Source organism: Nocardia sp. PLKS1-43 (assembly GCF_059510335.1).
Genome location: NZ_JCAJZQ010000004.1, coordinates 431,823 through 457,310, shown reverse-complemented (window position 1 = coordinate 457,310; position 25,488 = coordinate 431,823). Strand labels below are relative to the sequence as shown.

The following is a 25,488-nucleotide window of genomic DNA, read 5'->3' as shown; positions in this document are numbered from 1 at the left end:
CTCCCACCGCTCATGCCGTGCCCTCCGGGTCGAAGGCGTAGCCGTAGTCGGGCACCCCGGACCGCACCGCAACCCGCCGCAGCACCATCCGCCCTCGATCGCCGATCGCCACCGTCCCCGGATCGGTGCCGGTGACCTTGGCCAGCGCCCGCACGCCGACGTCGTCGAGTTCCACGATGACCAGCGTGTAGGGCGTGGGCAGGCCCGGAACCGGCACCGCCACAGTGCATTCGGTGTAGACGGTCCCGGTGCGCGGCAGCGGCACGAGGGTGTACTCGGTGCTCAGCGTGCCGTCCTCGCCGACCCGGTAGCGCGGCGGGAAGTCCAGTTCGTCACTGCCGGAATGCTTTCCGGCCTCCCAGCGCACCTTCGCCTCGAACGCCCGCTCGTAGGCCGCCAGCGAGATGGGAATCTCCGAGCCGGGCACCAGATCGCTGGGCGGCAGATCGCGCGCCGCCGGTTCGCGGCGGTGCACCGCCGCCTGCCCGCCGACGACCGTCAGCCCGGACAGCCCGGCCTGTTCCACGCCGACCAGCAAACCCGTTGTGCCCCAATCGGCCATGGCCGCCAGCGCGAACAGGCTCGCGCTCGCCCCCAGGGTCGGCAGCGAGGGCGGGACCGAGCGGCACAGGTCCGCGGCCTGCTTGTCGCCGACGCCGGCCACCGCCGCGGGGGTGTCCAGCCAGGCCGCGGCCAGCGAGGCCACCAGCCCGCGCTCGTGCAGCAGCCGCGGATCGCCGTAGTCGTGCACCGTGCCGATCGCGTTGCGGGTGCGCACCGGCAGACTCCGCGCCACCCGGGCGGCGATGCGGATCTGCAGGCCGTGATCGGAGACCAGCACCGCCGCCGCACCGGCCGGATCCAGGTCCACCCCGATGATCAGGGTGCGCGAACGCGCCGAACTGAGGGCGTCGAGGGTGGCGGGGGCCCCGCCGAGCCGCTCGATCACCTCCAGTTCCGGATCCAGGCCCAGGCCCGCCAGCAGCACCGCGGCATTGCTGCTGCCGACCAGGGGCAGATCCCGGCTGACCACCACGACCCGTTCCACCGGTCCGGCGTCGTACAGCGCCGCGCGCCCCGCCTCCACGGCGAGGGTCACCGCGTCCTCGTCCGATCCGGGCACCCGGTGCCGCGGGGCGCCCCAGCACGGCAGGTACGTTCCCAGCGATGCGATGAACGGCATTGGTACTCCAGCGAATTACGTGACCGCGCCCGCGGCTTTGAGCGCGATGATGCGGTCCCAGTCCAGGCCCAGATCCTGCAGCACCTCATCGGTCTGCGCGGCGAACTCCGGGCCGGGCCGCAGCTCCGGCGGGGTCAGGTCGAATTGCACCGGACTCGAAACCAGTTGCAGCTCACCGGCTTCGCGAATGTACTCGTTGGCCCGCACCTGCGGGTCGGCGAGCACCTGCAAGGCGTCCTGCACCGGAGCCCACGGGCCGGACAGCGTGCCGAAGCGCTCGGTCCACTCCGCGAGCGTCCGGGTAGCGATGACCTCGCGCAGAATCTCCACCGCCGCAGCGGTATTGGCCGCGATCGAGGCCGCGTCCGCGAACCGCGGGTCCTCGGCCAGTTCGGGCCGGTCGATGTGGCGGCACACATCGGCCCAGAACTTGCCCGGCTGCAACATCACCAGCGACAGATACCGGCCGTCCTTGGTGGCGTACAGCCCCGAGAGCGGGTTCGACGGCGATCCGTGCGCGCCGGTCGGCCCGGCCTGCAGCGCCTCGCCCACGTACGACGACAGCGCGATGGTGTGGCCCATCGACCACAGACCGCTGCTGAGCAGCGAGACGTCCACCACCGAGGTCTCCCCCGTGCGCTCGCGCTTGAACAGCGCCGCGGCGATGCCGCCGGCCAGATTGGTGCCGGAGATGGTGTCCCCGAACGCCGGTCCGGGCGGGCCGATCAGCCCGTCCACATCGGGCGGGGTGATGGTCGCGGCGACACTGCCGCGGCACCAGTAGGCGGTCATGTCGTAGCCGCCCTTGTCCGCCTCCGCACCGCGCGGGCCGAGGCCGCTGCCGCGGGCGTAGACGATATCCGGATTCACCGCGCGGATATCGTCCACGTCGATGCCGAACTTGCGCCGGTGCTGCGGCAGGAAACTGGTCAGGAACACATCGGCGGTCTTGGCCAGTTCGTGGATCAGCTCCCGCCCCTCCGGCACCGACATGTCCACCCCTATGCTGCGCTTGCCCCGATTGGCATGCTCCACATTGGGATTCGGATCGCCCTCGACCTTGAACGTCCCGATCTGCCGCAGTCCGCGCTGCGGATCGCCGGTGACCGCGTGCTCCACCTTGATCACGTCCGCGCCCCAGTCGGACAGCACCGCACCCGCCGAGGGCACGAAGCCGTACATCGCGACCTCGAGTACCCGGATCCCTTCGAGCGGCCCGCTCATGCCGCCACCTCGCTGACGCTCGGCGCCGTCACGAGCGGGAGCCCGGCTGTGTTCATCGTTCGCTCGCTCATGACGCCGCCGCGAAGGTCTTGATCTCCAGGAACTCCTCCATACCCGCCACTCCCATCTCACGGCCGATGCCGGACTGCTTGTACCCGCCGAAGGGCGCGTCGGCGGCGAAGTAGTTGCCGCCGTTGATACTCATGGTTCCGGTGCGGATGCGGCGCGCCACCGCGATCGCCCGGTCCTCGTCGGCGCTGAATACGCCGCCGGACAGGCCGTAGATCGAGTTGTTGGCGATGCGCACCGCATCGTCGTCGTCCTCGTACGGGATCACCGCCAGGACCGGCCCGAAGACCTCCTCCTGGGCGATCTCGCTGTCCGGATCGACCCCGGCCAGCAGGGTGGGCTTGTAGAAGTAGCCCGGATCGACCTTCTCCCCGCCGGTGACCAGCTTGGCCCCGGCCGCCACCGCGCGCTGCACCAGGCCGTCGACCTTCTCCCGCTGACGCTCGCTGATCAGCGGTCCCATATAGGTCTGCGGATCGGACGGGTCGCCGTACTTCACCATGCCCAGGAAGTTGGCCACCTGCTCCACGACCGCGTCGTGATCCTTGCGCGGCACCAGCAGCCGCGAGGTGAGCGCACAACCCTGGCCCGCGTGACTGACGATGCTGAACGCCGCGAACATCGCGCTGGTGTTGTAGTCGGCGTCGTCCAGCAGGACCATCGCCGATTTGCCGCCGAGTTCGAGGAACACCCGCTTGAGCGAGCCCGCGGCGGCGGCCATGATCTTGCGCCCGACGGGCGTCGACCCGGTGAAGGTGACCACATCCACGTCGGGGTGGGTGGTCATCCGCTCGCCCACCGAAACATCCGAGGAGGCAAGCACATTCACCACGCCGGCGGGAATATCGGTGTGCTGCGCGATGATCTCGCCCAGGGCGAGGGTGGCCAGCGGAGTGTCCGGCCCGCCCTTGAGCACGACGGTGCATCCGGCCGCGAGCGCGGGCGAGAGTTTGGCCAGCGCGAGCTGATGCGGATAGTTGTAGGCCGCGATGGCCGAGACGACGCCCGCGGCCTCCTTCTCCACCCAGCGCCGATGCGGGCGGCCGCGGAACTCGATGGGGCCGAGATCCTCGCTGAAGGAGTACTTCGGCAGCAGATCCGCGTAGTACCGGACGATCTCGAACGGAATCTCCAGCTGATTGCCCTGGGTGAGCTGCCGGGTCGCGCCGACCTCGGCGATCGTCAGCTCACGCAGTTCCTCCACGTTGTCCCGCAACGCCTTGTACAGCTGATCAAGGCACCGCGCCCGGAACGCGGCGTCGGTGGCCCAGGTCGTGGTGTCGAACGCGCGACGCGCCGCGGCCACGGCCGCATCGGTTTCGGCGACACCGGCCTCGGGCGCGTACCCGTACACCTGCCCGGTCGCGGGGTTGAGCGAGGCGAGCGTGCGCTCGGTCTCGACCAGACGCCCGTCGATGAGCAGACGTCGTGTGACACCCGCCTCCTGCTGTTGCCCTGACATCGCGTCTCCTAGCTGCGCATGAAAATTGCATTCTCTTTAACGGAGAATGATACATTCTTCTCCAGCGGACCGTAGCAGCAATCGGTGACTCGGCAAACACATCAGCCCGGAACTCCTTGCCGGCACTCGGTTCCGTCCCCGCGGAAACCTTGCGCACCCGTTCAACGCGAGAGTACCGTTCTCAACATTCGGAAGGGAGATTCTTTCGTGAAAACCGCCGTAGTCACCGGCGGCGCGTCCGGTATCGGTCTCGGTATCGCCGAGCGCCTGCGCGCCGACGGCCTGCACGTCGCCACCCTCGACCTGAACCCCGCCGCCGACGACGATTTCGCCTACCAGGCCGACGTCACCGATCCGGAACAGATCGGCGCCGCCCTGACCGACGTCCGGGAGAAACTGGGCCCGGTGACCGTGCTGGTGAACGCGGCAGGCGTGGAGAAGTACCGGCGGTTCCAGAACCTCGACTTCGAGGAATGGAAGAAGATCATCGACGTCAACCTGCACGGGGTCTTCCACACCGTGCAGGCCGTGCTGCCGGACATGATGTCCGCGAACTGGGGCCGGGTGGTGAACATCTCCTCCTCGAGCACCCACTCCGGACAGCCGTTCATGTCGGCCTACGTCGCCGCCAAATCGGGCCTCAACGGCCTGACCAAATCCCTTGCGCTGGAACTGGGTCCGTACGGGATCACGGTCAACGCCGTCCCGCCGGGCTTCATCGACACCCCCATGCTGCGCCGCTCGGAGGAGAAGGGGCTGCTGGGCGGCACCATCGACGAGCACATCGGGCGCACCCCCGTACGCCGCGTCGGCAGACCCGCCGACATCGCCGCGGCCTGTTCGTTCCTGATCTCCGAGGACGCCGGGTACATCACCGGCCAGATCCTCGGTGTCAACGGCGGCCGCAACACCTGACCGCGCGCGCCGCCGGTGGCCGTCTCGAGTGGTACGACTACCACGTTCGAAGGGAAGAAATATCGTGAAGGTTCATGTCGACGCCGATCGCTGCCAGGGCCACACCCTCTGCTCGATGATCGCCCCGAAGATGTTCGAACTCAGTGAGATCGACGGTCACTCCTCGCCCGTCAGCGAGGACGTGCCCACCGATCAGGAGGAGAACGTGCGCGAGGCAGTGCGCTCGTGCCCCGAACGCGCGATCGCGATCACCGAGTAGGGAACCGCGTCATGAGCGTGGAGAACATCACCGACGCCGAGCGCAGACGGCCGGTCTTCCATTTCGACCGGCACACCCCGCGGTACCGCGAGCAGTTCACCGCGATCACCGAGCAGATGCAGGACAGCTGCCCGATCGCCTGGACCGAGACCTACGGCGGGCACTGGGTCGCCGCGGGTAACCGGGAGGTCTTCGAACTGGCCCGCTGCCCGTACACCTCCAACGATCACGACCCGGAGGGAAAACGCCGGGGCTACAAGGGAATCACCATCCCCACGCCCGATCGCGGGGCGGCGCGGCGGTCCGGAATCCTGGAGATGGATCCGCCCGAGCAGAAGGAACTGCGCGCCGCGCTCAACCCCTACCTGTCTCCCGCGGCGGTGCAACGCTGGATTCCGTTGGCGGACGAGGTGATTCGCGCCAGCATCGACGAGAGGATCGAATCGGGACGGATCGACTTCGTCGACGAGCTGGCCAATATCGTTCCCGCGGTGCTCACCCTGGCGATGATGGGCATCCCGCTGGACAACTGGACCATCTACAACGAACCGGCGCACGCCTCGGTCTACACCCCGCCCGATTCCCCGGACAACGCGCGGGTCGGCGAGATGAACCAGGCCATGGGCATGGATCTGCTCACCAATTACCTGGAGATCAAACGCAATCCGCGCCCCGGCCTGATCGACGCGGTGGCCCGGTCCACGCTGTCCGGCGAGCCGATCTCCGATATGGACGCCATCGGCATGCTCGCGCTGATCATCGGCGGCGGTTTCGACACCACCACCGCGCTCACCGCGCACGCGCTGGAATGGCTGTCCGAACATCCCGAGCAACGCGAATTGCTCAGCCGCGAACGCGATCTCATGCTCGACTCGGCGACCGAGGAATTCCTTCGCTACTTCACCCCGGCACCCGGCGACGGCCGCACCATCGCGCAGGACTGCGAGGTCGCCGGTAAGCGCTTCGCCGAGGGCGAACGACTGTGGCTGTCCTGGGCGATGGCCAACCGCGATCCGCGGGTGTTCGACAACCCGAACGAGATCGATCTCGAGCGCCGGGGCAACCGGCACTACAGCTTCGGCCTCGGCGTGCACCGCTGCATCGGATCGAATATGGCGCGCATGGTGTTCAAGCGGATGCTGCTGGCCGTCCTGGACCGGATGCCGGACTTCCGGTGCGATCCCGAGGGCACGGTGCACTACGACACCATCGGCGTCATCCAGGGCATGCGGCATCTGCCGGCGACGTTCACCCCGGGACAGCGCCTGGGCGCGGGACTCGACGAGACCTTGGTCGCGCTGCAGCGCATCTGCGACGAGCAGCGCCTGGCCGAACCGGTCACCGCGCGCAAGGACAGCTGATCCGGCGCGGCACGGCGAAGACAGGAGACGACATGGCCGAGGAATCGGGACGACCGCTACCGTTGCTCACCCTGGAGAACGAGTTCTTCTGGACCTCCGGGGAAGACGGCAATCTGCGGATACAGGAGTGCGAATCCTGTGCGGCACTGATTCATCCGCCGCAGCCGGTCTGCCGGTACTGCCGCGGCCGAGAACTTGGCGTGCGCGTGGTGTCGGGATTCGGCACGCTCGCGAGCTTCACCGTCAACGAGCGGTTCAGCCTGCCGGGGATGCCGGCGCCGTACGTCATCGCGCAGGTCGCGCTCGAGGATGATCCGCGAGTTCGCTTGACCACCAACATCATCGACGCCGATCCGGAGTCGCTGGTGCTCGGCATGCGGGTGCGGGTCACCTTCCGCGCCGACGGTGATGTGTGGCTGCCGGTGTTCCGGCCGGTCGAGCCCCGGCCCGAGCCCGCGCCGCTGCCGCCGGACGAGATCGATCCGGCGCGATTCGGCGAATACGTGCGGCCGATGATCCGCACCGAGAAGTTCGAGGATCGCGTCGCGCTCACCGGAATCGGGATGTCGCGGATCGGGCGGCGGCTGATGCGCCCGCCGCTGGAGCTGACCATCGACGCCTGTGAGCAGGCGGTCGCCGACGCGGGACTGACCATGGCCGATATCGACGGCCTGTCGACCTACCCCGGCGGCGGCAATCTGGGCGGTTTCGCCGAGGGCGGGGTCACCGCGCTCGAAGCGGCCCTGGGCCTGCGGCCCACCTGGCACAACGGCGGAATCGAGACGTTCGGGCCCGGCGGTTCGGTGATCGCGGCGATGCTCGCGGTCGCCGGTGGCCTGGCCCGGCACGTGCTGTGCTTCCGCACAGTGTGGGAGGCGACGTTCAACGAACGTATGCGCGCGGGCAAGGTGCCCGCGTCCGGCGGCGGGCGCACGACGAGCTGGCTGATGCCCTTCGGCGCGTCCTCGGCGGCGCACACCCTCGCGCAGAACGCGCAGCGGCACTTCCACCGCTACGGGACCACGCGCGAGACGCTCGGCTGGATCGCGCTGAATCAGCGGGCCAACGCGGAGCTGAATCCCAGTGCGGTGTACCGGGATCCGTTGACGATGCAGGATTATCTCGGCGCGCGGACCATCACCACCCCGTTCGGCCTGTACGACTGCGATGTGCCGTGCGACGGCGCGGTCGCGGTCATCGTCTCCGCGGTCGACGCCGCGCGCGATCTGGCCGTCGCACCGGTATTCGTCGAGGCCGTCGGCACCCAGATCATCGAGCGCATCGACTGGGATCAGAGCACGCTCACGCACGAACCGCAGTCGCTCGGTCCCGCGGCACATCTGTGGAGCCGAACCTCGTTGCGTCCCAGCGACGTCGACGTGGCCGAACTGTACGACGGGTTCAGCTTCAACTGCCTGTCCTGGATCGAGGCGCTCGGCTTCTGCGGTATCGGCGAGGCCAAGGATTTCCTGGACGGCGGCAAGAACATCGCACGCGACGGGCTGCTGCCGCTGAATACGCACGGCGGCCAGCTCTCGCACGGCCGAACGCACGGTATGGGCCTGTTGCACGAGGCTATCGTGCAGTTGCGCGACGAGGGCGGTGCCCGGCAGGTCACCGACGCCCACGTCGCGGTCGTCTCCAGCGGCGGCCTGACCCCGGGCGGGGCGCTGCTGCTGCGCAGCGACACCTGAACGACCGGAATCAGACTGAGGAGTTCTCATGCACGTGACCGATGTCGCGTTATTGCTGGTGCGAGTCGTGTTGGGCGGCACCATGATCGCGCACGGGGTCAACCACTGGATCGGCGGCGGCAAGATCGCCGGGACCGCCGGATGGTTCGGCGGCCTCGGGCTGCGGCAGCCGGTGTTGCAGGCCTGGCTGAGCGTGCTCACCGAGACCGCGGCCGGGGTGCTGCTGGTGTTCGGTCTGCTCACCTCGTTCGCGGCCGCGGCGGTGATCTCGGTGATGCTGGTCGCCGGACTGCTCGCGCACCGCACCAACGGATTCTTCGTCTTCAAGGAGGGTTACGAGTACGTACTGGTGCTGGGCGTGGTCGCGCTCGCACTGGGCATCCTCGGACCCGGTTGGCTGTCGGTCGATCACGCGGCCGGAATCGAGATCACCGGCTGGGCCGGCGGTGGTATCGCCCTGATTCTCGGGGTGGTCGCGACGGGCGGGCTGCTGGCCACGTTCTACCGGCCTCAGCCCGCGGCCGAGGCCGCGACGCAAAACTAGTTTTCGGCAACACTTTTCGACATGGAGGACAGCGGATGCGGGTCGGATTCATCGGATTGGGCAGTCAGGGCGGCCCGATGGCCCGCCGGATCGTCGAGGAGGGGTACGAGACGACGCTCTGGGCGCGCCGGCCCGCATCGCTGGAACCGTACGCCGACACCGCAGCGAAATCCGCTGCCACCCCGGCGGAGCTGGGCGCGGCCAGCGATCTGGTGTGCCTGTGCGTGGTCGGCGACGACGACGTGCGCCAGGTGCTCGAGGGTGAGCAGGGCGTGCTGGCCGGAATGCGGTCCGGCGGCGTCGTCGCCATCCACAGCACCGTCCATCCCGACACCTGCCGCGAACTCGCCGAAAAAGCCGCCGCCCAGGGTATCTCACTGATCGACGCACCCGTCAGCGGCGGCGGTATGGCCGCGGAGGCGCGACGGCTGCTGGTGATGGTCGGCGGCGACGAGGCTGCGGTCGAGCGGGCCCGCCCGGTTTTCGCGACCTACGCCGATCCGATCGTGCACCTGGGCGGCGTCGGGTCGGGACAGACCACCAAACTGCTGAACAACCTGCTGTTCACCGCGAATCTGGCCACCGCCAAGAGCACCCTGGACCTCGGTCACGCGCTCGGGGTCGACCCGGAACGCCTGGGCGAGGTGATCACGCACGGCACCGCGAACAGCTTCGCGCTGGGCCGGATCACCGGCGGCGGGACGCTCGAGCGATTGGCCGCGCACGCGGCGGGTCTGTTGCGCAAGGATGTGGGACTCATCGCGGATCTGGCCTCGGATGCGCGCACCGAGCCCGGGATCGTCCTCACCGCGGCCGACGCGACCCTCGCGATGATGCAGAACCCGCGCTGATTCGACTGCCGGACAAGGATATACGCGATGCGGATCGGATTCGTCGGGGCGGGCCGGATGGGACAGCCGATGGTCCGGCGGTTGGTGGCGGCCGGGCACGAGGTGCACGCGCTGGGCCGCGGCCCCGAAACCCGCCGGGCCCTGGCCGAACTGGGCGCGCACCCGGCGCCCTTCGCCGCGGCCACCGGGACCCGCGCGGACGCGGTGATCGTCTGCGTGTTCACCGATGAGCAAGTGCGGGCGGTCTGCCTGGACACGCCGCTGCTCGAGACCATGCCGCCCGGTTCGGTCCTGGTCGTGCACACCACGGGCAGCCCGCGCACCGTGGAAGACATTGCCGCGGTGGCGCGTTCGCACGATATCGAGGTGCTCGACGTGCCGGTCAGCGGCGGCCCGCACGATATCGCCGCCGGACAGCTCACACTGTTCGGCGGCGGGGACGCCGCGGCGCTGGAGCGGGTCCGGCCCGCGCTGGCGGCCTACGGGGATCCGATCCTGCACCTGGGCCCGCTGGGTTCGGGCCAGCGGGTCAAGCTGATCAACAATGTGCTGTTCGCCGCGCAGATCGGCCTGGTGGCCGAATCGGTCCGGCTGGCAACGCAACTCGGCGTCGAGGAATCCGCGCTGCTGTCGGCGTTGCCGCACGCCAGCAGCGCCGGGCGCGCGTTGAACAGCGTCGCGGGCAAGGGATCGGTGGCGGCGTTCGCCGAATCGGTCGGCGAATTCCTGCGCAAGGACGTGTCGGTGGCCCGCGACCTGGCCGCCGAGCTGAACGCGGACCTCGGACCGCTGGCAACGGCCATCGACGCCGCCGACTACCGGAATCCCGGCGATTAGCCGCGCCGCTCGCGCAAGGCTGCGCCCCGTCCGGGCGAACGTCCTGGGCAGGCTCAACCCGTAGGCACGGTTCACCGAGTCCGGGCGCGCGAGCACCGCCGCCGAGGGTACGCCGATATCGCGCAGTCCTGCCGAACGGCCGGTGTCGCGGCGTACTCGCGGGCGGTGCCGCCCCGCTGCCGAGTTGACGGCGAACCACGCCGAGACTGCTCGCCTGGGCGGGATCCGGGCATCGGATGCCCGCGCGCGGCGATGCGGGCGGACGCCGGCCAAGCGGCCAGTGCCGTAGGAACCACCACCGAAGGACTCGGGTTTCGTTGCTGTCCAGAGGGTTCGAGGCGAGCACAGAACCGCCTGTCCGACAACGGATCACGGCCGAAGCGAACCCCTGTGACTCCGCTCCCGCGACGTGCATTCCTCGCGGATGCGGCGAGCCAGGTCGGCGGCCTCGGTTCGGTCCAGGGTCGGCGGGAGGGTGAGCGACAGGCGGGTGAGCAGGCCCGCGAAGCGGTCGGCGATGCGGGACGGCAGCTCGTCCGGTGGGGCGATGATCGCGAAGGCGTCGAGCATCTCGTCGGTGATCAAGGGAGACATCTCAGCCCAGCGGCCAGCCTTGGACAGTGCGGTCAGGCGCTCGCGCGTTTGCGCCCAGTCGTGCAGTTCGAAGATGCCGCGGTAGGCGGGCGTCGAGGCGTAGAACGCGATGCGTTGGCGGACCGTGGGTATCGCGGCGGCGATCTGCGCCGCGGTGCCGGTGATGACGAAAGGCGTTGCGACCATGTCGAATCCGTCCATGGTCGCCGCGGCGCGCGCCCGGCCATCGCGCAGCGCGGGGACGGTGCGTTCGCGCAGCCAGCGTGCGGTGGTGAAACCGTGGCACAGGAAGCCGTCGGCGACCTCACCGGCGACCCGGGTCATCGCCTCGCCCACCCCGGCCAGCAGGACCCGCGGCGGCCCGAAATCATGCTGCGGCGGAACGAAATCCGGCGGCATGAGGGTGTGGCGGTAGAACTCGCCGTCGAAGGCCAGCGGCGTGCCCTCGTGCCAGCAGGACCAGATCGCGCGCAGCGCCAGCACGTATTCGCGCAACTGCGCGGCGGGCCGTCCCCACGGCATCGCGAACCGGCGCACGACATGCGCCCGCACCTGCGAACCGAGTCCGAGGACGAGCCGGCCGCGCGAATGCCGCTGCAGATCGTCGGCCGTGTAGGCCAGCGTCATGGGCGAGCGGGCGAAGGCCACCGCGATCGAGGTACCCAGGCCGATCCGTTCGGTGGCCTCGGCGGCTACGGCGAGCGCCAGGAAGGGATCCTGGTTCATCTCCCCGGCCCAGAGGCCGTCGAACTCGTCGGCCTCGAGTTCGCGCGCACGGGCGAATGCGGTGCCAAGGCCCGCGATGGTGGCGTCGACCTTCATCGCGAAACACCTTGTCGCCCAGAGGCCCCGGCGGTCCCGAGCCCATCCTGCGGGATCATTCGCGCGAGTGGGGCGCACCCGGCTCGCGATGGGCTACCGATCACAGTCTCACCTCCGAAGGCCGCGAGCACAGCGGGCCCGATGGCCGTGCCACCACCTTTGCAAACTTTATTCTCCTATTATAAGGATGTCATATTCGCTATGGCACCGCGAACGACTGAGCAGGTGCGGCAGCCCACACGATTCGGAGATGCCCATGACCGACGCCGAGCCCCTGGTCCGCGTCGAGACCGAAGACCGTGTCGCGACGCTCACGCTGAACCGCCCCGCCGCCCGCAACGCCCTGAGCCGTGCGCTGATGGACGCGCTGTGGGACGCGGTCGCGGCGGCCGGGGCCGATCCCGGCATCGACGTCGTCGTGCTGACCGGCGCGGATCCCGTCTTCTGCGCCGGGGTGGATCTCACCGAGGCCGCGAGCGCGAGCGCGCCGCCGCTGCGCCCGCCCGGCGAGGGGCCCGGACGAGATGCCAACGGCCTGTTCCGGTTCCTGCCGCCGATCGCCAAGCCCGTCATCGGCGCGATCAACGGCGCGGCCGTCACCGGCGGCCTCGAGGTGGCCCTGCAGTGCACCTTCCTGGTCGCCTCCGAACGCGCCCGTTTCGCCGACACCCACGCCCGCCTGGGCGTCATGCCCGGCGGCGGTGCCACGGTCCTGCTCGCCGCGACGGTCGGCACGCGCAAGGCCATCGAACTGTCCCTCACCGGGAACTTCCTCACCGCCGCGGACGCCCTGGGCCTGGGACTGGTGAACCACGTTGTGCCACATCGGGAACTGCTCCCCTTCGCGCGGCGCCTGGCCGCCGACATCGCGGGCAACGACTCCCGCGCGGTCCGGCAGCTGCTGGCCCACTACCACCGCGTCGCCGACACCGGCACCCTCACCGAGGCACATCTACTCGAGGGCATCCTCGCCGAGACCTGGCGGCCGGGCACGACCGGTATCGCCGCCCGGAGAGCGGCGGTCGTCGCCCGTGGCCGCAGCCAGATCCACGCTACCCCGGCCCCGGGCGACTCCGAGGCTACGCACATGTCCTGACAACGCTGACTCGCCGCAGCGGCAGCACGGATGAAAACGCCGAACCACCTGTGCCACAGACACTGTGAGCAGAGGCGCCGACAGTCGGCGCCGGTCCACCACCGGACCCGCGCGACTCCGAGACTACGCACACGTCCCGACAACGCTGACGCGCGGCAGCGGCAGCGGCAGCGGCAGCGGCAGCGGCAGCGGCAGCGGCAGCGGCAGCGGCAGCGGCAGCGGCAGCGGCAGCGGCAGCGGCAGCGGCAGCGGCAGCGGCAGCGGCAGCGGCAGCGGCAGCACGGATGAAAGCATCGAACCGACTGTGCCGCAAGCATTGTGTGCAGAGCTGCTGACAGTCCGCGCCCGTCAGCTCATGCGACGCTGGGCCGCCGATGCCTGGGGCGGTCGGCGAGAACGCTACGGTGTCGGGTCACAAGAAGCCCCACACAATCCGTCCGCGGGACGCGCTCACCGCACGGCTACCGGCGGCCGATCATCCCAGCGGCATGGTGTCAGCGCACCAGGCTGTCGTGACCTTCCCAATACCTCTGGCGCAGTTGACGTTTGTACAGTTTCCCGCTGGGGTCGCGAGGCAGTTCGGTGACGAAATCGACCGTGCGCGGGCATTTGTAAGCGGCCAGTTCCGAGCGGCAGTGGGCGATCAGCTCATCGGCCAGGGCAGGACCGCCGGCGGTCGGGTCCACCAGCTGCACAACCGCTTTCACCGACTCCCCCATCTCCTCATCGGGAACGCCGATCACCGCGACATCGGCGATGGCGGGATGCGAGGCCAGGATGTTCTCCGCCTCCTGCGGATAGATGTTCACCCCGCCGGAGATGATCATGTGCGCCTGCCGGTCGGTCAGGTACAGGTAGCCGTCCTCGTCGAGGTAGCCCATGTCCCCGAGAGTGCGCCAGCCCTTCTCGTGCGTGACCGACGCCGTCTTGGCTTCGTCGTGGTGGTATTCGAACCGGCGGCCACCGGCGAAGTAGACCACCCCGACCTGCCCGGTGGGCAGGTCGGCGCCGTCCTCGCCGACAATGTGACATTCCTGCGCGGGCCTGCCAACCGAACCGGGGTGCGCCAGCCACTCCGGCGCCGAGATGTAGGTGTTACCCACATCCTCTGTGCCCGAGTAATATTCGCTGATGATCGGCCCCCACCAATCCAGCATCTGCCGCTTGACCGGCACCGGGCAGGGCGCGGCCGAATGCACCGCGTCCACCAGACTGGAAACGTCGTAGCTCTCCCGCTCCGCACGCGGCAGCCGCAACATGCGCACGAACATCGTCGGCACCAGCTGGGTATGCGTCACCCGGTAGCGCTGAACCAGTTCGAGATACAGCCGCGGCTCGAACCGTTCCATCACGATCACCGTCGCGCCCATGCGCTGCCAGGACATCGAGAAGACCAGCGGCGCACCATGATACAGCGGAGCGGGTGAGAGGTAGACCGCGTCCTCGCGGGCGCCGCTGACCAGCAGGCCACGGGCGATCTGCACCGGCGGGGCGTCGGGATCGCCCAGCGGCGTGGCCGGAAGCGGTTTGCGAATCCCCTTGGGCCGCCCCGTCGTTCCCGAGGAGTAGAGCATCTCCCGGCCCTCGCACTCCTCGGGTCCCAGCGGTTCACCGGAGGTCCCGGCCAGCACCTGCGAGTAGTCCTCGAAACCATCGATCCGCCCGGCCGCGCAGATCCGGATCGGCACCCGGGACAGATCCAGGCCCGAGACCACCTCGGCGAGCGACTCACTCGTGATCAGCGCGGTGGCGCCGCAGTCGTCCAGGATGTACTGCACCTCCCCGGCGGTCAGATGCCGGTTGACCGCGGTGTAGTACAGCCCCGAACGCTGTGCCGCCCAGGCGATCTCCAGAAACTGCCGGTTGTTCTCCAGCAGGATCGCGATATGGTCGCCGACCTTCGGCCCACGCGCGCGCAGCGCCCGGGCGAACCGGATCGAGCGGTCCTCGAGTTGCGCGTAGGTCACCACCTCGCCGCTGGCGGCCAGCACGATCGCGGGCCGGTCCGGCGTCCGCCCGGCATGCCACCCCGGCGTCAACTGCGCCGCACCAAGCGGCCGAACCCGCTCGCCCGCAGCGGAATCGGACGACGGACCGGTCTCGCTCATCGCACGCTCCCTTCGATCGCGATCAGCTCAGTTCACGACGATGGCCTGTTCCGGACACGCCTGGGCGGCCTCCCGCACCGCGTCCTCGAACTCCGGAGCCACATCCGGGCCCGCCTCGGCGTACCCGTCGTCGCTGAGCTCGAATACCTCCGGGCAGATACCCAGGCAGATACCGTGGCCGCGGCAACGGTCCGCATCGATGGAGACCTTCATCTATGCCTCGCTTTCGGCGATGTCGAATTCCAGGTGCAGTTCGGTCAGGCCGCGCAGCACGAACGTCGGCACATAGCTGTAGCTGCGGGCATCGGCGGGCCCGTGGTACCGCTCATCGATCCGAATGTCGGTGGTGCGGTCCAGCAGTCGCTCGATGGCCACCCGCGATTCCGCGCGCGCCAGCGGCGCGCCCGGGCAGGTGTGGATGCCGCGGCCGAACGAAATGTGCTGGCGCGCATTCGAACGCTGCGGATCGAAGGTCGACGGATCGGCGAACTTGCGCGGGTCCCGGTTGGCGCCGCCGTTGACGATCATCAGGGTGGTCCCGGCGGGCAGATCGACCCCGCCCACGGTCACCGGCACCTTCGAGAGCCGGAAATCGCCCTTCACCGGGCTCTCGGTGCGCAGCACCTCCTCGATGAAATTGCCGATCCGCGAACGGTCCTCGCGTAACCACCGCTGCACCTCGGGCTGTTCGGCGATCAGCTTCAGCGCCGAGCTGAGCAGCCGGACCGTGGTCTCCTGTCCCGCCGAGAACAGGTTCGCCGCGACCGCGACCACGTCCCGCACCGGCGGCTCGGTGCCGTCGGCGAACGGCGCGGCGGCCATGCTGGACAACACATCTCCGCGCGGTTCGCGGCGCCGGTCCTCGATGTACGCGGAGAACTTCTCGTAGAGGAATTCGATCGGGTTGTCCTGCATGGCATCACCCTTGGTGCTGCCGATCGCGCTGCCCGCCTTGCGATGCGGATCGCGCTGCAATGTGTAGAGGAACTCCTCCTGATCGTCCGGCGGGACGCCCAGCAGATCGGCGATCGTGTACAGGGTGAACGGCCCGGCGAAATCGCGAATGAAGCAGGCCGAGTCGGCGACCAGATATTCGTCCAGGATCCGGTCGGCGATCGCCCACATCGCCTGCTCGTTCTCCTTGAGCCGCTTGGGCGTGATCAGCCGCATCAGCAGGCCGCGATGCTGGGTGTGCACCGGCGGGTCCAGGGTCGGCAGCTGATCGCTGAACGGCAGCGCGTCGCGGTGCTGCTCGATCAGCTCGCTGATGTCCTCGCCCTCGAGCGGAACCGGCAGGCCCGGGAACGGCCCGGTCACCGAGGTGCACGAGGAGAACTTCTCCGGATCGTTGAGCACCTCGAGCGCTTCGTCGTAGCCGGTCACCATGTAGACGCCGTGGTGGTTCTCCTTGGTGACGGGGCACTGGGCCCGCAGGGCGTCGAAGTATGGATACGGGTTCTCGAGGAGCTCGCGCCCCATGAAAAAGTCCGTCGACGTGACGTCGTTCACCACTGCTGACTCCCTTCGGCCGGCCGCGAGTGCACCGTCCATCCGACTCATGAGAATGATACTCTCATTAACTGATGATCTGATTCTCACATCGGTTTGCGACACCGTCAAATGAGGATCGCTACGAAGTGGAGGACGGTAGACCATGACTGCGGAACCGACCAGCGATCAAGTGCTGTTCCAGACCACCACCCGCGAGTTCCTCGACCGCACCGTACCGATCCCGGTGGTACGCGAACTCGCCGACACCGCAACGGGTTTCGACCGCGACTGGTGGCGGCGGGGCGCGGAGCTGGGCTGGACCGCCATGCTGGTCCCGGAGAGTCTGGGCGGCGGCTCGGTCTCCGGGCGGCCGGTCACCGAGCTGGCCCTGGTGGCCGCGGAATTCGGCCACACCTGCGCGCCGGGACCGCTGATTCCCACCAGCGCGGTCCTGTCCGGACTGGTGGCCGCGGGCGACCGTTTCGGCGAGGTCATCGGGGAAATCCTCGCCGGTGATCTGATCGCCGCGTGGGCGCTGTACGAACCGCGCCACGGCCTCGAACTGGCCCCGGAGCAGACCCGCGCCGAACCCGACGGCGACGGTTACCGCCTCACCGGCTGCAAGGATCGCGTCGAAGCCGGGGATGTCGCCGACGTTCTGCTGGTCACCGCGCACGGCCCGGACGGGCCGATCCAGCTGCTCGTACGCACCGGCAGTCCCGGCGTCACCGTCACCCCGACGTGGACGCTGGACCTGGTCCGGCGCACCGCCCGGGTGGAGTTCGACAACGTCGCCCTCGGCCCGGACGCGGTCGTGCAGAGCGGTGAAAACGCCTCGGCCGCAGTGCGATCCCAGCTGCACGTCGCCGCCGTGCTGACCGCCGCGGAATCGACCGCGGCCACCCGCCGCGCCTTCGACGCGACCGTGGAGTGGATGTTCGACCGCTACACCTTCGGCCGCCCGCTGGCCTCCTACCAGGCGCTCAAACACCGCATGGCCGACAACAAGACCTGGCTGGAGGCCTGCGAGGCAACCTCGCGGGCCGCCGCCGCGGGCATCGACGACAGCCCGTCCACCGCGGCGGAACTCGTCAGCGTCGCGAAGGCGTACGTGGGCGAGAAGGCGCCGGTCATCGTGCAGGACTGCGTGCAGATCCACGGCGGCATCGGCGTCACCTGGGAACACGATCTGCACCTGTTCCTGCGGCGCGTCACCCTCGGCCGCGCCCTGTACGGCACCCCCGAGGAACACCATCGCCGCATCACCGACCTACTCGTCCGGAGCGCCGCATGACCACCGCAACCGAATCCACCGAACTCGAACCGGTCGACGTCTTCCGCGACCGGGCCCGGCGCTGGTTGAAGGAGAACCTCCCACCCGCCTCGCAGTCCCGCCTCGGCGTCCCCGACGACGAGGCCTGGGGCCGGGCCCGCCGATTGCAGCGCATCCTGTCCGAAGGCGGCTTCGCCGGTATCTGCTTCCCGAAAGCCTATGGCGGACAAGGACTCACGCCCGCGCACCAGCGTGCGTTCACCGAGGAATCACTCGGCTACGAGATGCCGCTCGAGCTGAACGTGCCCACCCTGGCCATCTGCGCCGCCACCCTCGCCGAACTCGGCACCGAGGAGCAGAAACGCACACACCTGACCGCTGTGCTGCGGGGCGAGGAGATTCTGGCGCAGTTCCTGTCCGAACCCAAGGGTGGGTCCGATCTGGCCGGTCTGACCACCCGCGCGGACCGCGACGGGGACGAATGGGTGCTCAACGGGTCCAAGATCTGGAGTTCGGGCGCGTACGGCGCGGACTACGGGCTGTGCCTGGCCCGCACCGACTGGGACGTGCCCAAACACAACGGCCTGACCATGTTTCTGGTCCCGGTCGACGCGCCCGGGGTGACCATCCAGCGGATCAAGCAGGTCACCGGGTCGACCGAGTTCTGCCAGGAATTCTTCGACGATGTGCGGCTGCCCGCCGACGCCGTGGTCGGCGAGGTGGGCGGGGGCTGGGCGGCGACCTCGCGCCTGCTGGTGCACGAGCGCGCGGCGATGGGCGGCACCTCGCCGTACACCAGCGGCCGCCGCCCCCACCTCGGCGGCGATGCGAACATACTGGTCGATCTCGCCCGCGACACCGGCCGCCTGGACGATCCCAAGGTACGCGAGGACATCGGCGCGGCGCGGATGATGAACGTGGTTCGCAATCAGCTGATCGACCATGTCACCCAGGCCATCTCCAGCGGTGCGATGCCACCGGCCGCCGGATCCGTCGTCCGGTTGTTCGGTGCCGAAACAACTTGGCAGCAAACCGATTCCGCGATGACGATCGCGGGTTCGGCCGCGGTGACCGGGGATGCGGACGGGCCCGGAATCGCGCGGATCGGCCTGGACTATCTGTTCCGCAACGCCTGGAGTCTGGCCGGTGGCAGCACCGAGATGGCGCGCAACATCATCAGCGAACGGGTGCTGGGCATGCCCCGCGAATACGCCGCGGACCGCGGCGTGCCGTTCAACCAGGTCAAACGAGGACGTTGAGATGAGATTCATCTTCCACTACCCGGAAACCACGGGGTACGACGGCGATGTTCTGGACGCCGGCCCGCTGCGCGAGGTCGCGATCGCGGTCGAGCGCGCGGGCTTCGACGCGCTGTCACTGAGCGAACATCCGATCCCCGGTGCGCGCTGGCTGGCCTCGGGCGGGCACCAGACCCTCGATCCGCTGGTGGCGCTGGGTTATGTCGCGGGGGCGACCGAGCGGCTGCGGCTGCTGACGTATCTGGCCGTCGCGCCGTACCGCAATCCGTTCCTGCTGGCCAAGGCCGCGGCCACACTGGACAAACTCTCCGGCGGGCGCGCCATCCTGGGCCTGGGCACCGGCTATCAGAAGAGCGAATTCCACGCTCTGGGAATCGATTTCGAGGAGCGCAACGCACTGTTCGACGAGGCGCTGGAAACCCTGCCGCTGCACTGGAGCGGCGAGCCGTTCAGCTATGCCGGCCGGCATTTCAACGCCCGCGACGTGATCGCCCGGCCGCGGCCGGTGCAGAATCCGATTCCGATCTGGATCGGCGGCAATTCCGCACTCACCCGGCGCCGGGTCGCCACTCGCGCACAGGGCTGGATGCCGATGTCCGGCGGTCCGCAATTGAGTTCCACCGCAAGGACTCCCGAACTCGGGCCGATCGGGCAGCTCGCCGGTGACATCGCCGAATTGCGGGCGTCCGCAGAGCGATCCGGGCGCACCGACCCGATCGACGTGGTGTACTCCTACCACGACGAGAGCCTCGCGAGGCCCACCGACGAACCCGACCGGAATCGAGCGGCGTTCGCCGAGCTGGACAAGGCCGGGATCACCTGGATCGTGGTATCCGCGCGCACCCGGGAGCGCACGGCCACACTGGATTTCATCGAATCCTTCGGCGCGACGTATCTGCGATGACGAGCGAGATACGAAACGGCGCAGGCGCATCCGGTCCGGGCTGGTTCGAGCGGCGCAGCGGTCTGGCCGATCGGGTCGCCGTGATCACCGGCGGCGCGGGCGGTCTCGGCCGGGCGATCGTGACCGATCTGGCCGCCAACGGCGTACGCGCGGCGATCGTGGACCTGGATGCCGAGGCCGCGGCCAATCTGCGCACCGCACTCGCCGACGGCGGTCACGATGCGATCGTGCGAGTCGGGGACGCCCGCGATCCCGAGGTGCTCGCCGCCCTGTTCGACGAGGTAGACCAGCGCTGGGGACGGCTGGACACGCTGGTCAACGTGGTCGGCGGCACCTTCCGGGCGCCGTTCACCGAAACCCGGCCGAAGGGCTGGGACGCGCTGCTGCGCGCGAATCTGCTGCACGTCATGCACGCGTGCTCGCTGGCCGCACCGCGGATGCGCGCGGGCGGGCAGGGCGGCAGCATCATCACCATCACCACTATCGAAGCGCACCGCGCCGCACCGGGTTTCGCGGTCTACTCCGCCGCCAAGGCCGCGGTGGAGCAGTTCTCCCGGACCCTGGCGATCGAACTCGCACCGGACCGGATCACGGTCAATTGCGTTGCGCCGGACTACGTCCCGACTCCCAACCTGGCTCGCATCGGGCACGGACAGGGGGACAACGCGATGGACGATCCGGTCGGCGTGCGGGTGGCGATACCGCTGGGCCGTTCCGGGGAGGTCACCGACATCTCCGGCTGCGTGGTGTTCCTGGCCTCGGATCTCGCGGCCTATCTGACCGGCACGACCCTGCACCCGGACGGGGGCACCTCGGCCTCGGCGGGCTGGTTCAACTGGCCCGAGCAGGGCTGGGCGAACTACGCCCCGCTCGGTTACCTGCGAAACACGGGCGAACCGCCGGACCGGTCCTAGCCGGTGTGGAAATCGGCCCGGACCGCACTCAGCGGCCGGTCGAGCGCTGTCCGACGGCCGGGCCGATCGTGAGCGCCCGCAGGCAGAACGCGGTCACCCGATCCACGTCGGCGGCGGTGGGTTCCGCGCGTCGCCACAGATGGTCCGAGAGCCGTCCGACGGTCGCGTGCGCGACCAGGCTCGCATCGAATTCCGGATCGGCACTGCCCAATTCGGCGAACGGCCGGTGCAGCAACACGGCCAGTCGCCCACTGGGCAGGGGTGAGCCCGAGTCGATGGCCGGGGTCAGCGCGCCCGCGTTCCACAGCACCGCGCGGGTGGTCGTGGCGGTGTCGTCGGCGGCCTGGGACAAGATGCCCTCCACCCAGGCCCGCACCGCCTCTCGTGGCGAACCCTGCTTGTCCATCCGATGGGCGACATAGCTGACCAGACGATCCGCGCCGTCCTCGATGAGCACGGTGATGAGTGCGTCTTTCGACGGAAAGTGCCGGTAGAACGCGTCATTCGACAAACCCGCGGCCGCGACGATATCGGCGACCCGGGGCCGCGCACCGGTGCCGGCGGCACGGATCAGTTCGAGCGCGGCGTCCAGCAGCCGCCGCACCTCACCCGCATAGGCCGCCTCCCGATCGGCCAGTGTGCGTGCCGCGATCCGGCTCGCGATATCACCCGCGGGGCGCGCAGCACTATTCTCATTCACAAGAATATTATTCTTTCCAGCGTGCAATCCCGCAAACTTCCGGCCCCGATTTCCGGGGCGGAACTGGCATCGAACGTCCACCCGAGCACCCAAAAGCATGCGAATATGCCTCTCATGATCGAGAATGCTGCCGCATCGCGGTCGCCGCGGCGGAATCCCGCTGCCCGTGGACACCGCACCGCGCACCGACTGGGCCGCGCGGCTCGCGCGATACTCGCCACCGCCGCGCTCGCGGCCACCGCCCTCAGCGCCGTTACCCAGACCGCCGCGGCCGCGCCCGCGAATTCGGTTGCCCCCGTTGCATCATCAGGTTGTCACGCCCCCGCATTGCCCTCCGGGCAGTCCACCCGGCAGTTCACCGCGGCCGGGCGCTCGGGAACCTACATCCAAGACATTCCCTCGGCCGCGGATCGCCCGCTGCCCCTGGTGTTCGACCTGCACGGATACCTGGAACTGGCCGTCCTGCAACACGAGGGCAGCGGCCTGGGCCCGTACGGCGACAGCCACGGCTTCACGACGATCACCCCGGAGATCGACGAACCGGGCTGGCCCCGTTGGGATTTCAGCCCGAACAGTGCCGATGTGTCCTATCTGTCCGAGCTGATGTCGCATGTGGAGGCGACATCCTGTATCGACCTTCGCCGGGTGTACGTGGCCGGACTGTCGATGGGCGCGTTCACCGCGTCCTCGCTGGCCTGCCAACTCTCCGACCGGATCGCGGCGATCGGCCCGGTCGCCGGACTGCAGGATTTCACCTGGTGCCGCACCGTGCGCCCGGTTCCGGTCGTCGCGTTCCACGGCACGGCCGACCCGCTCGTCGCGTACGCCGGCGGCCAGGGCGCCAACGCGCGCTACCTTCCCGCACCGGACGGCGGCTCGTCCAGCGGGCCGCGGAACGGTCCCGGCCCCACCGACATTCCCGGCAACGCCGCGGCCTGGGCCCACCGCAACGGCTGCACCAGGCAACCCCGCCGGCGCGACGTCGCCGCCGATGTCACCCTCACCACCTACCAGTGCCCGGCGAACGCCACCGTCGAGCTGTACACGGTGCTCGGCGGCGGCCACACCTGGCCGGGCCACGCGTCGATCGTCTCCCCGACCCCGCTGGTCGGATCGACCACCACATCCATCGACGCCACCGCGGCCATGTGGGAGTTCTTCCAGGCGCACCCGCTCAGCGGCGTGGTACACGGCTGAGCGGCGCGCCCGCCGCGTGGACTCGACACCACGTGCGCACGCCGTCGCAGACCAGGGGCATCGACCACCGCCCGGCTGGCGCGCGCGCCCAGGTCCGCGAGCGCTGCGGCCGAGCGCGGGGCACCGAGGCGATCGTCCAGCGCCTGTTCGAAGACAGCATCGGCGATCTCGGGCGGACGCTGTCCCGCGCGGTCGCCGGCCCCTGAATCGCGCAGCGGGCGGTGGTCACCGCCGAAGTCGGGAGGTGGAAGGCATAGTTGCCCTGGAAAACATCAGTCGTGCCGCGGCCTTCACGGACTCACCCGGCGGGCCCGATCGATCAACCTGCCGTCGACATCGGTGCGCCTGCCGTACAGCACCGAACGGCGCCGAGTCGGCAGCGGCTCGGCGCACTCGACGCAGCTTTCGGCCGAACAATTCTGCAGGACAACATGTTCCGATTACGTGTGGTCCTGCCGGATCAATGAGCGGCCGGCGGTCGCGACACAGCTCGTTGCAGCCGGACGGGCGACTCGGTCAGGGCCGCCGGGCCGCACAACTGGCCGGGCCACGGGCGTGGTCGTGCGAATCACCGTCCCCGCCAACGCGGCGAGCGCTTTTCGGCGAAGGCGCGCGGCCCCTCTTGGGCGTCGTCGCTGTTGTAGCACAGCTCCGAGGCGCTGCGTGCGGCTTGCAGGGCCGCCGACCGCCCCATTTCCGTTGCCAGCATGACGGTTTCGCGGGCCGCACGGACCGACAGCGGCGCGCCGGCGAGCACTTCGGCAGCCAATGCCAGTGCGGCGGAGAGTAGTTCGTCCGGTTCGGCGATGCGGTTGACCAGGCCGATCTCGTACGCCCGGCGGGCGGTGATCGGCCTGCCGGTCAGCATGATCTCCATCATGACGCGCTGCGGGATCATGTGAATCAGGGGCGCGGCCCAGGGTGCGCTGCGGCCGACCTTGACCTCGGTGATCGCGAACCGGGCGGTGGTGGATGCGACGCACAGGTCGCAGGCCTGCGCGATCATCCAGCCGCCCGCGTAGGCCACGCCGTTGACCGCCGCGATGGTGGGTTTGGACAACTCGACGGTGTCGTAGGGGAGCGCGAACATCTCCCGCGGCGGCACCCGCATGCCGGTCGCCACCATCTCCTTCAGATCACCGCCCGCGCAGAATGCCCGCTCCCCCGCGCCGGTCAGGATGGCGATGCGCAGCAGGGGATCTCGTTCGAACCGGTCCCATGCGGCGGCCAGGCCCGCGCGGACCTCCGCGGTCAGGCAGTTGCGGATCTCGGGGCGATTCAGGGTGATGACGGCGATACCGTCCTCCCGGGCGTCGAACCGGACAGCGTCGTTCACTCAGAAACCTCTCTGCTGGATGGTGTGCGCGGCCCGCTCCAGGTCCTCCCGGAAGTCCGGGTGCGCGATGGCGGCCAGACGGCGGCTGCGCTCGGCCAGTGTCCGCCCACGCAACTCGGCCGCGCCGAATTCGGTGACGATGACGTCCACATCGCTGCGTGCGGTGGTCACCGGCCCCGACAGCGCCGCGGTGATCCGGCTGACCGTGCCCTTCTTCGCGGTCGACGGCAGTACGATCACCGCGTGACCGCCCGGCGAATTCGCCCCGGCCCGAACGAAATCCACCTGCCCGCCGGTCCCGCCCAGATAGGCCGATCCGGTCTGCTCGGCGTTGACCTGGCCGGTGAGATCCACCTCGAGCGCCGAGTTGATCGTCACCAAGCGGTCCAGTCGCGCCAGCACGGACGCGTCGTGCGTGTACGACGTCGGACACATCCGAATTGAGTTGTTGCGATGCGCGAATTCGTAGAGCCGCTCGGTGCCGATCAGCGCGCCGGTGATCGAGACACCCGGGTCGATCCGCTTACGCGCATTGGTGAGCACTCCGGCCTCGGCCAGATCGACCAGGCCGTCGCCGATCATGCCCGAATGCACGCCCAGGTCGCGGCGGTCGTGCAGCAGCCGCAGGATCGCATCGGGCACCGCCCCCACGCCGGTTTGCAAAACCGAACCGTCCTCGATGTAGGCGGCGGCGTATTTCGCTATGGCGGAATCGGTTTCGGTAATGCGGCCGGGCGGTACCCGCACCGGATCGCGAGAAACCGTTACGGCGTAGTCGATCTCACTCGTGTGCAGGGTCGCGCCGTACGTCCAGGGCACCCGGTCGTTGACCTCCGCGACGACCACCCGCGCCCGCTCGACCGCGGCCCGAACGTAGTCGCTGATCAACCCGAAACTGTGGTTCCCCTGCGCATCCGGCGGCGAAACCTGCACGAACGCCACATCACACCCGATGATCCCGGCCTCGATGAGCGGCCCCACCCGGCCGACATGGCAAGGAATCACCGCGAGCCGCCCCGCGGCGGTGAGCGACCGCAACGCGCCGATGGCTCCCATACTCGACAGCGAAAATGCCTGTGTCGCTTCGGGAGTCAGCAGCCCGGAAAAACTCGTCGCGATGAACGCCGACAAATCCCCGACCGCCCCCGCCCCCGCGATCAGCCCCTCGATCAGGGTAGTGGGCTCGCCACACGCTTGCCCGATGACGATGCGGTCACCGGCCCGCAGGAATTCCGCGACATCCAGCTCATCGGCACCGATCGCCTTCATCCGCGCTCCCCGCCTAGGACTCGGCCACTGTGCTCGCCGGGCCGGGACGCCGAACCCATCAGCGTTACCCACGGACGCGAAAACCCCATCGACACAACCCGATGCCACCGCACCGGCCCGTACGCC

At 69.2% G+C, this 25,488-nt stretch carries 24 protein-coding genes; 13 read left to right on the top strand and 11 right to left on the bottom strand.

What is annotated here, in order from left to right; genetic code table 11:
* Positions 1-10: 10 nt before the first annotated feature.
* From AC5WS7_RS17705 to AC5WS7_RS17695, 3 genes are all read right to left on the bottom strand, one after another.
* Positions 11-1,183: a Zn-ribbon domain-containing OB-fold protein gene (locus AC5WS7_RS17705; protein ID WP_495955589.1), complete on the bottom strand. Its 1,173-nt coding sequence runs from the start codon at positions 1,181-1,183 to the stop codon at positions 11-13.
* A gap of 15 nt (positions 1,184-1,198) precedes the next feature.
* Positions 1,199-2,407 carry a CaiB/BaiF CoA transferase family protein gene (locus AC5WS7_RS17700; protein WP_495955588.1) on the bottom strand — a complete coding sequence of 403 codons (1,209 nt, stop codon included), beginning with the start codon at positions 2,405-2,407 and terminating at the stop codon, positions 1,199-1,201.
* Positions 2,408-2,474: 67 nt separating this feature from the next.
* Positions 2,475-3,938 (bottom strand): aldehyde dehydrogenase family protein, encoded by a 1,464-nt coding sequence (locus tag AC5WS7_RS17695; RefSeq protein ID WP_495955587.1) that lies wholly within the window; start codon positions 3,936-3,938, stop codon positions 2,475-2,477.
* 207 nt (positions 3,939-4,145) lie between these two features.
* Between AC5WS7_RS17695 and AC5WS7_RS17690 the strand changes: the two genes are divergently transcribed.
* From AC5WS7_RS17690 to AC5WS7_RS17660, 7 genes are all read left to right on the top strand, one after another.
* Entirely contained in the window at positions 4,146-4,853 is a 708-nt protein-coding gene (locus tag AC5WS7_RS17690) for an SDR family NAD(P)-dependent oxidoreductase (RefSeq protein ID WP_495955586.1), read from the top strand.
* A gap of 64 nt (positions 4,854-4,917) precedes the next feature.
* Positions 4,918-5,112, top strand: coding sequence for a ferredoxin (locus AC5WS7_RS17685; protein ID WP_040825581.1), 195 nt, complete (start codon positions 4,918-4,920; stop codon positions 5,110-5,112).
* An 11-nt stretch (positions 5,113-5,123) separates the two neighbouring features.
* Positions 5,124-6,473 carry a cytochrome P450 gene (locus AC5WS7_RS17680; protein ID WP_495955585.1) on the top strand — a complete coding sequence of 450 codons (1,350 nt, stop codon included), beginning with the start codon at positions 5,124-5,126 and terminating at the stop codon, positions 6,471-6,473.
* Positions 6,474-6,505: 32 nt separating this feature from the next.
* Positions 6,506-8,167: a thiolase C-terminal domain-containing protein gene (locus tag AC5WS7_RS17675; protein ID WP_495955584.1), complete on the top strand. Its 1,662-nt coding sequence runs from the start codon at positions 6,506-6,508 to the stop codon at positions 8,165-8,167.
* 28 nt (positions 8,168-8,195) lie between these two features.
* Positions 8,196-8,711 carry a DoxX family protein gene (locus tag AC5WS7_RS17670; RefSeq protein ID WP_495955583.1) on the top strand — a complete coding sequence of 172 codons (516 nt, stop codon included), beginning with the start codon at positions 8,196-8,198 and terminating at the stop codon, positions 8,709-8,711.
* Positions 8,712-8,746: 35 nt separating this feature from the next.
* Positions 8,747-9,562 (top strand): NAD(P)-dependent oxidoreductase, encoded by an 816-nt coding sequence (locus AC5WS7_RS17665; RefSeq protein WP_495955582.1) that lies wholly within the window; start codon positions 8,747-8,749, stop codon positions 9,560-9,562.
* Positions 9,563-9,580: 18 nt separating this feature from the next.
* Positions 9,581-10,399 (top strand): NAD(P)-dependent oxidoreductase, encoded by an 819-nt coding sequence (locus AC5WS7_RS17660; protein WP_495955939.1) that lies wholly within the window; start codon positions 9,581-9,583, stop codon positions 10,397-10,399.
* A 369-nt stretch (positions 10,400-10,768) separates the two neighbouring features.
* On the opposite strand, the gene AC5WS7_RS17655 is transcribed toward AC5WS7_RS17660, so the two are convergent.
* Positions 10,769-11,815 carry a TIGR03617 family F420-dependent LLM class oxidoreductase gene (locus AC5WS7_RS17655; protein ID WP_495955581.1) on the bottom strand — a complete coding sequence of 349 codons (1,047 nt, stop codon included), beginning with the start codon at positions 11,813-11,815 and terminating at the stop codon, positions 10,769-10,771.
* 256 nt (positions 11,816-12,071) lie between these two features.
* Here AC5WS7_RS17655 and AC5WS7_RS17650 point away from each other — a divergent pair, with 256 nt between their 5' ends.
* Positions 12,072-12,911, top strand: coding sequence for an enoyl-CoA hydratase (locus tag AC5WS7_RS17650; RefSeq protein ID WP_495955580.1), 840 nt, complete (start codon positions 12,072-12,074; stop codon positions 12,909-12,911).
* 123 nt (positions 12,912-13,034) lie between these two features.
* Here AC5WS7_RS17650 and AC5WS7_RS17645 read toward each other — a convergent pair whose 3' ends face one another.
* The 4 genes from AC5WS7_RS17645 to AC5WS7_RS17630 all read right to left on the bottom strand — a co-directional run bounded on the left by AC5WS7_RS17645 (position 13,035) and on the right by AC5WS7_RS17630 (position 16,498).
* On the bottom strand, positions 13,035-13,205 hold the full coding sequence (locus AC5WS7_RS17645; protein WP_495955579.1) for a hypothetical protein: 171 nt from the start codon (positions 13,203-13,205) through the stop codon (positions 13,035-13,037).
* A gap of 200 nt (positions 13,206-13,405) precedes the next feature.
* Positions 13,406-15,019: an acyl-CoA synthetase gene (locus AC5WS7_RS17640; protein WP_495955578.1), complete on the bottom strand. Its 1,614-nt coding sequence runs from the start codon at positions 15,017-15,019 to the stop codon at positions 13,406-13,408.
* 27 nt (positions 15,020-15,046) lie between these two features.
* Positions 15,047-15,232, bottom strand: coding sequence for a ferredoxin (locus tag AC5WS7_RS17635; RefSeq protein ID WP_495955577.1), 186 nt, complete (start codon positions 15,230-15,232; stop codon positions 15,047-15,049).
* The gene (locus AC5WS7_RS17630) at positions 15,233-16,498 is read right to left on the bottom strand and encodes a cytochrome P450 (protein WP_495955576.1); all 1,266 of its coding nucleotides are present in this window, start codon (positions 16,496-16,498) and stop codon (positions 15,233-15,235) included.
* A 175-nt stretch (positions 16,499-16,673) separates the two neighbouring features.
* Here AC5WS7_RS17630 and AC5WS7_RS17625 point away from each other — a divergent pair, with 175 nt between their 5' ends.
* From AC5WS7_RS17625 to AC5WS7_RS17610, 4 genes are read left to right on the top strand one after another with little or no spacing between them, the layout of a single operon-like run.
* The gene (locus AC5WS7_RS17625) at positions 16,674-17,804 is read left to right on the top strand and encodes an acyl-CoA dehydrogenase family protein (protein ID WP_495955575.1); all 1,131 of its coding nucleotides are present in this window, start codon (positions 16,674-16,676) and stop codon (positions 17,802-17,804) included.
* Positions 17,801-19,042: an acyl-CoA dehydrogenase family protein gene (locus tag AC5WS7_RS17620; protein WP_495955574.1), complete on the top strand. Its 1,242-nt coding sequence runs from the start codon at positions 17,801-17,803 to the stop codon at positions 19,040-19,042. Before AC5WS7_RS17625 ends, AC5WS7_RS17620 begins: the two co-directional genes overlap by 4 nt.
* A 1-nt stretch (position 19,043) precedes the next feature.
* Entirely contained in the window at positions 19,044-19,946 is a 903-nt protein-coding gene (locus AC5WS7_RS17615) for an LLM class F420-dependent oxidoreductase (RefSeq protein ID WP_495955573.1), read from the top strand.
* Complete coding sequence (locus AC5WS7_RS17610) at positions 19,943-20,860, top strand: SDR family NAD(P)-dependent oxidoreductase (RefSeq protein ID WP_495955572.1); 918 nt, start codon at positions 19,943-19,945, stop codon at positions 20,858-20,860. The genes AC5WS7_RS17615 and AC5WS7_RS17610 overlap by 4 nt, the downstream gene beginning before the upstream one ends.
* A gap of 28 nt (positions 20,861-20,888) precedes the next feature.
* Here AC5WS7_RS17610 and AC5WS7_RS17605 read toward each other — a convergent pair whose 3' ends face one another.
* The gene (locus AC5WS7_RS17605) at positions 20,889-21,560 is read right to left on the bottom strand and encodes a TetR/AcrR family transcriptional regulator (RefSeq protein ID WP_495955571.1); all 672 of its coding nucleotides are present in this window, start codon (positions 21,558-21,560) and stop codon (positions 20,889-20,891) included.
* A 114-nt stretch (positions 21,561-21,674) separates the two neighbouring features.
* Here AC5WS7_RS17605 and AC5WS7_RS17600 point away from each other — a divergent pair, with 114 nt between their 5' ends.
* A complete protein-coding gene (locus tag AC5WS7_RS17600) occupies positions 21,675-22,757 on the top strand; it encodes a CE1 family esterase (RefSeq protein WP_495955570.1) in 1,083 nt (360 codons plus the stop codon).
* Between the two features lie 568 nt (positions 22,758-23,325).
* Here AC5WS7_RS17600 and AC5WS7_RS17595 read toward each other — a convergent pair.
* Entirely contained in the window at positions 23,326-24,093 is a 768-nt protein-coding gene (locus tag AC5WS7_RS17595; protein ID WP_495955569.1) for an enoyl-CoA hydratase-related protein, read from the bottom strand.
* The gene (locus tag AC5WS7_RS17590; protein ID WP_495955568.1) at positions 24,094-25,434 is read right to left on the bottom strand and encodes an acetyl-CoA hydrolase/transferase family protein; all 1,341 of its coding nucleotides are present in this window, start codon (positions 25,432-25,434) and stop codon (positions 24,094-24,096) included.
* Positions 25,435-25,488 lie beyond the last annotated feature (54 nt).

Bases quoted from the DNA above. Each gene is read 5' to 3' on its own strand.
- AC5WS7_RS17705 (WP_495955589.1), bottom strand. From the start codon at position 1,183: ATGCCGTTCATCGCATCGCTGGGAACGTACCTGCCGTGCTGGGGCGCC.
- AC5WS7_RS17700 (WP_495955588.1), bottom strand. From the start codon at position 2,407: ATGAGCGGGCCGCTCGAAGGGATCCGGGTACTCGAGGTCGCGATGTAC.
- AC5WS7_RS17695 (WP_495955587.1), bottom strand. From the start codon at position 3,938: ATGTCAGGGCAACAGCAGGAGGCGGGTGTCACACGACGTCTGCTCATC.
- AC5WS7_RS17680 (WP_495955585.1), top strand. From the start codon at position 5,124: ATGAGCGTGGAGAACATCACCGACGCCGAGCGCAGACGGCCGGTCTTC.
- AC5WS7_RS17675 (WP_495955584.1), top strand. From the start codon at position 6,506: ATGGCCGAGGAATCGGGACGACCGCTACCGTTGCTCACCCTGGAGAAC.
- AC5WS7_RS17670 (WP_495955583.1), top strand. From the start codon at position 8,196: ATGCACGTGACCGATGTCGCGTTATTGCTGGTGCGAGTCGTGTTGGGC.
- AC5WS7_RS17665 (WP_495955582.1), top strand. From the start codon at position 8,747: ATGCGGGTCGGATTCATCGGATTGGGCAGTCAGGGCGGCCCGATGGCC.
- AC5WS7_RS17655 (WP_495955581.1), bottom strand. From the start codon at position 11,815: ATGAAGGTCGACGCCACCATCGCGGGCCTTGGCACCGCATTCGCCCGT.
- AC5WS7_RS17650 (WP_495955580.1), top strand. From the start codon at position 12,072: ATGACCGACGCCGAGCCCCTGGTCCGCGTCGAGACCGAAGACCGTGTC.
- AC5WS7_RS17645 (WP_495955579.1), bottom strand. From the start codon at position 13,205: ATGCTTTCATCCGTGCTGCCGCTGCCGCTGCCGCTGCCGCTGCCGCTG.
- AC5WS7_RS17640 (WP_495955578.1), bottom strand. From the start codon at position 15,019: ATGAGCGAGACCGGTCCGTCGTCCGATTCCGCTGCGGGCGAGCGGGTT.
- AC5WS7_RS17635 (WP_495955577.1), bottom strand. From the start codon at position 15,232: ATGAAGGTCTCCATCGATGCGGACCGTTGCCGCGGCCACGGTATCTGC.
- AC5WS7_RS17630 (WP_495955576.1), bottom strand. From the start codon at position 16,498: ATGGGGCGCGAGCTCCTCGAGAACCCGTATCCATACTTCGACGCCCTG.
- AC5WS7_RS17625 (WP_495955575.1), top strand. From the start codon at position 16,674: ATGACTGCGGAACCGACCAGCGATCAAGTGCTGTTCCAGACCACCACC.
- AC5WS7_RS17620 (WP_495955574.1), top strand. From the start codon at position 17,801: ATGACCACCGCAACCGAATCCACCGAACTCGAACCGGTCGACGTCTTC.
- AC5WS7_RS17615 (WP_495955573.1), top strand. From the start codon at position 19,044: ATGAGATTCATCTTCCACTACCCGGAAACCACGGGGTACGACGGCGAT.
- AC5WS7_RS17610 (WP_495955572.1), top strand. From the start codon at position 19,943: ATGACGAGCGAGATACGAAACGGCGCAGGCGCATCCGGTCCGGGCTGG.
- AC5WS7_RS17600 (WP_495955570.1), top strand. From the start codon at position 21,675: ATGATCGAGAATGCTGCCGCATCGCGGTCGCCGCGGCGGAATCCCGCT.